Source organism: Mesorhizobium sp. M2C.T.Ca.TU.002.02.1.1 (assembly GCF_003997225.1).
In genome coordinates, this window is sequence record NZ_RZTO01000508.1 from 1 (window position 1) to 4,596 (window position 4,596).

Genomic DNA, 4,596 nt, shown 5'->3' on the forward strand with positions numbered 1-4,596 from the left:
GAACTGTTGCCAGTAACGGCCGGTGCCGGGCGGACCGAAAACGGTCACCGGCGTTGCCAGCCCCGCTGTCCAGGCCGTGTGGATCAGCGGCCCAAGTTCCAGCACATGGTCCGAATGGAGATGCGTGATGAAGATCAGGTCGAGCGCCTTGAGGCTGATGCCGGCATCGACCAGGCCGCGCGTGACGCCCAGCCCGCAATCGACGACGATGGTGCGCCCACCGAGTTCCAGCAGCGACGAGCTCGGCCATGGGCCGCCCGGCCGCAGCGCCGGGCCGCCCTTGGAACCGAGCAGCACCAGCCGATCCGCTTCTTCGGCGCTCAAGACCAGTCGCCTTCCGGCGTGCCGTTGAAGCGCTTCTTCAGGTCGGCCCAGCAGTCGATGTAGTTTTCCTGCAAGGTGCCGAGCTCCGCGGCATAGCGGGTCAGCATCTGGGGAAAGCGCGTCTCGAACATGAAGGCCATGGTGTTGTCGAGCTTGACCGGCTTCAGCTCCGCCCGTGTCGCCTTCTCGAAGCCGGAAGCGTCCGGTCCATGCGCCAGCATCTGGTTGTGCAGGCTGATGCCGCCGGGGACAAAACCTTCCTCCTTGGCGTCGTACTGGCCGTGGATCAGGCCCATGAACTCGCTCATGATGTTGCGGTGGTACCAAGGCGGCCGAAAGGTGTTTTCCGCCACCAGCCAGCGCGGCGGGAAGATGACGAAGTCGACATTGGCCGTGCCCTCCTCGCCGCTCGGCGCCGTCAGCACGGTGAAGATCGACGGGTCGGGATGGTCGAACAGGATGGCGCCGACCGGAGAAAACGTCGCCAGATCATATTTGTAGGGCGCATAGTTGCCGTGCCACGCGACGACGTCGAGCGGCGAATGGCCGAGCTCGGTGACGTGGAATGAGCCGCACCATTTGACGATTAGCCGGCACGGCGTCTCCTTCTCCTCGAACCAGGCGCATGGCGTCTTGAAGTCGCGCGGATTGGCCAGGCAATTGGCGCCGATCGGGCCGCGGTCAGGCATGGTGAATTTCGCGCCGTAATTCTCGCAGACATAGCCGCGCGCCTCCTTGTCGGCGAGTTCGACCTTGAAGACGAGGCCGCGCGGCAGCACGGCGATCTCGCCGGGGCGAAGCTCGATGACGCCCATCTCGGTGACGAAGCGCAGCGCGCCAACCTGCGGCACGACCAGCAACTCGCCGTCGGCGTTGAAGAAGTGGTCATCCACCATCGAGCGATTGGCCACATAGACATGCGCGGCCATGCCGGACTGGCCGACCGCGTCACCGGCGGTGGTGAAGGTGCGCATGCCGGAAATGAAGTCGGTCGGCTCCGTGGGTATCGGCGTCGGGTTCCAGCGGTATTGGCCGAGCGCCAGCTCGTGGTCGCCGATGTTGGGCCCGGTCTTCCACAAGGGGTAGCTCGTGCGCTTGAAGCGGCCGGTGTGCTTTACGCTCGGGCGGATGCGGTAGAGCCAGGAGCGCTCGTTGGTGCCCCGCGGCGCGGTGAAGGGCGAGCCCGAAAGCTGCTCGGCATAGAGCCCATAGGCCGGCCGCTGCGGCGAGTTGCGACCCTGCGGCAGCGAGCCGGGTAGCGTCTCTGTCTCGAAATCGTTGCCGAAGCCCGGCATGTAGGAAAAACCCATCCGATCCTCCGTGATCCCGGCTTGCAAACGTCCCAAGACGCGGCCTGCCGGCGATGTTGACCAAACTGGTTTCATTTGTAACCATCGAAAATGTAACTATCAACGGCCGCGCTGCATCCCGGGAGCGCCTCATGGAACCGGATATCCTCGAGCTGGAAAGCTTCCTGCCCTACCGGCTCTATCGGCTGGCGGACACCGTCAGCCGCGAGTTCTCGCGCATCTACAAGGACCGCCACGGTCTGACGCGCCCGGAATGGCGAACGCTGTCAGGCCTCGGCCAGCACGGCACGATGACGGCGACGGAACTCGGCGAGCAGTCGGCCATGCACAAGACCAAGGTGTCGAGGGCCGTGGCCGAGCTGGAACGGCGGCGCTGGCTGACACGAACGGCCGACGAGAACGATCGCCGGGTGGAGCACCTGGCGCTGACCAAGGCGGGAGTTGCTGCCTATCGGGCAATGGTGCCACTGGCCAAGGCGTTTGAGAGGGAACTGCTGGCGAAGTTGAGCGTGGAGGAGCGCGCGGCGGTTGCTAGGGCGGTGGCGGCGCTGGAGGGGGCCTTGGAGGAGAAGAGCTGATAGGCTGGCGCGAGGCCCCCCTCTCTGTCCTGCCGGACATCTCCCCCTCTTGGGGGGAGATTGGCAGCTTTGACGACAGCGCTCATCTTGCAATGTCTGCGATTGGCGAAGGCCGGCGTGACGGCCGATCTCCCCCCTTGAGGGGGAGATGTCCGGCAGGACAGAGAGGGGGGCGAAGGAACTCGACGTCTGCGTCGAAGCACTTACCAATCCATCACCACTTTTCCGGAGCTTCCGCTGCGCATCGCATCGAACCCAACCTGGAAATCATCGATGCCGATCCGGTGCGTGATCAGCCCCGATACATCCAGCGGTCCCTGCACCAGCGCGATCATCTTGTACCAGGTCTCGAACATCTCGCGGCCGTAGATGCCTTTGAGATGCAGCATCTTGAAGATGACCTTGTTCCAGTCGATCTCGAAGCCGGTCGGGGCGATGCCCAAAATGGCGATCTTGCCGCCATTGTTCATGGTGTCGATCATGTCGCGGAAGGCTGGTGCGGCACCAGACATTTCCAGCCCGACGTCGAAACCTTCGTTCATGCCGATCGACGGCATGACGTCACGCAGCTTTTCCTTCGAAGCGTCGACGACATGCTGGACGCCGAGTTTCCGCGCCAGATCCAAGCGGACCGGGTTGATGTCGGTGATGACGACCTTTCGCGCGCCGACGCATTGCGCGACCAGCGCGCCCATGATGCCGATCGGGCCGGCGCCGGTGACCAGCACGTCCTCGCCGACCAGGTCGAAGGACAGTGCCGTGTGCACGGCATTGCCCAATGGATCGAAGATGGCGGCGATCTCGTCCGGCACGTCGTCGGGGATCGGCACGACATTGTGCTGCGGGATCGCCATGTACTCGCCGAAGGCGCCGGGGCGGTTGACGCCGACGCCGAGCGTGTTGCGGCACAGATGCCCCCTGCCCGCGCGGCAGTTGCGGCAATGGCCGCAGACGATATGGCCCTCGCCGGAAACGCGCTGGCCGACCTTGTATTCGGTGACCGCGGCGCCGAAATCGGCGACGGTGCCGACGAATTCGTGGCCGGTCACCATCGGCACTGGCACGGTCTTCTGCGCCCACTGGTCCCAATTGTAGATATGGACGTCGGTGCCGCAGATCGCGGTCTTCCTGACCTTGATCAGCACGTCGTTGGGGCCGATCTCCGGTACCGGCACCTCTTCCATCCAGATGCCCGGCTCGGCCTTGGCCTTCACCAGCGCCTTCATCATGTTCGACATTCAGCCTCCTTACCCTCCCCCTTGTGGGGAGGGTCGGCGCGAAGCGCCGGGGTGGGGGTCAAACAACTTAGCGAAGGTAGCGACCCGGCCTACCCCCGCCCCGTCTCCCGTCCACTTGCTCCGCAAGCGGCCGCTCGCCGACCCTCCCCACAAGGGGGAGGGTAAAGCGCCTCAGCTAATCACGCCCAGTTCCTTGCCGATCGCGCCGAACGCTTCGACCGCGCGGTCGATGTCGGCGCTGGAATGGGCGGCCGACATCTGCGTGCGGATGCGCGCCTGGCCCTTCGGGACCACGGGGAACGAGAAGCCGATGACATAGATGCCGCGTTTCAGCATGCGCGCGGCCATCTCCTGCGCCAGGGCGGCATCGCCCAGCATCACCGGGATGATCGGATGATCGGCGCCGGCCAGCGTGAAGCCCAGCTTGCCCATTTGAGACCGGAACCGATCCGCATTGGCATATAGGCGCTGGCGCAGCGCATCGCCATGGCGGATCAGGTCGAACACCTTGATCGAGGCGCCGGCGATCGCCGGCATCAGCGTGTTGGAGAAGAGATAGGGCCGCGAGCGCTGGCGCAGCCAGTCGACCACCTGGCCTTTGCCCGAGGTGTAGCCGCCGGAGGCGCCGCCCAGCGCCTTGCCGAGCGTGCCGGTGATGATATCCACCCTGCCCTCGACGCCGCAATGCTCGGCCGAGCCGCGGCCGTTCCTGCCGACGAAACCGACCGCATGGCTGTCGTCGACCATCACCATGGCATCGTATTTTTCGGCAAGGTCGCAGACACCCTTGAGGTTGGCGATGATGCCGTCCATCGAGAACACGCCGTCGGTGGCGATCAGCCGGAAACGGCAGTCCTTCGCCTCCTTCAGGCGGGCCTCGAGATCGGCCATGTCGTTGTTGGCGTAGCGGAAACGCTTGGCCTTGGAGAGCCGCACGCCGTCGATGATCGAAGCATGGTTCAGCGCGTCGGAGATGATTGCGTCCTCCTCGCCGAGCAGCGTCTCGAACAAGCCGCCATTGGCGTCGAAGCAGGAAGAGTAAAGGATGGTGTCCTCCATGCCGAGGAAGGACGAGATCGTCGCCTCGAGCTCCTTGTGCTCCTCCTGCGTGCCGCAGATGAAGCGCACCGAGGCCATGCCGTAGCC

At 64.7% G+C, this 4,596-nt stretch carries 5 protein-coding genes; 1 reads left to right on the plus strand and 4 read right to left on the minus strand.

The window, feature by feature from the left end:
- The coding region (locus EOD07_RS23550) for an MBL fold metallo-hydrolase (RefSeq protein ID WP_127237156.1) at nt 1-324 on the minus strand (324 nt) is incomplete at its 3' end.
- Nucleotides 321-1,634, minus strand: coding sequence for a homogentisate 1,2-dioxygenase (gene hmgA / locus EOD07_RS23555; RefSeq protein ID WP_127237157.1), 1,314 nt, complete (start codon nt 1,632-1,634; stop codon nt 321-323). The genes EOD07_RS23550 and hmgA, both read right to left, overlap by 4 nt.
- 131 nt (nt 1,635-1,765) lie before the next feature.
- Here hmgA and EOD07_RS23560 point away from each other — a divergent pair, with 131 nt between their 5' ends.
- A complete protein-coding gene (locus EOD07_RS23560; protein ID WP_127237158.1) occupies nt 1,766-2,212 on the plus strand; it encodes a MarR family transcriptional regulator in 447 nt (148 codons plus the stop codon).
- A 203-nt stretch (nt 2,213-2,415) separates the two neighbouring features.
- Here EOD07_RS23560 and tdh read toward each other — a convergent pair whose 3' ends face one another.
- Nucleotides 2,416-3,450, minus strand: a complete 1,035-nt coding sequence (gene tdh, locus EOD07_RS23570; RefSeq protein WP_073986347.1) for an L-threonine 3-dehydrogenase — start codon at nt 3,448-3,450, stop codon at nt 2,416-2,418.
- Nucleotides 3,451-3,621: 171 nt separating this feature from the next.
- Nucleotides 3,622-4,596: glycine C-acetyltransferase (locus tag EOD07_RS23575; protein WP_127237159.1), on the minus strand; the 975-nt coding region annotated here is incomplete at its 5' end.

Excerpts from the sequence above, each read along its gene's own strand:
- hmgA (WP_127237157.1), bottom strand. The coding sequence starts at position 1,634 with ATGGGTTTTTCCTACATGCCGGGCTTCGGCAACGATTTCGAGACAGAG.
- EOD07_RS23560 (WP_127237158.1), top strand. The coding sequence starts at position 1,766 with ATGGAACCGGATATCCTCGAGCTGGAAAGCTTCCTGCCCTACCGGCTC.
- tdh (WP_073986347.1), bottom strand. The coding sequence starts at position 3,450 with ATGTCGAACATGATGAAGGCGCTGGTGAAGGCCAAGGCCGAGCCGGGC.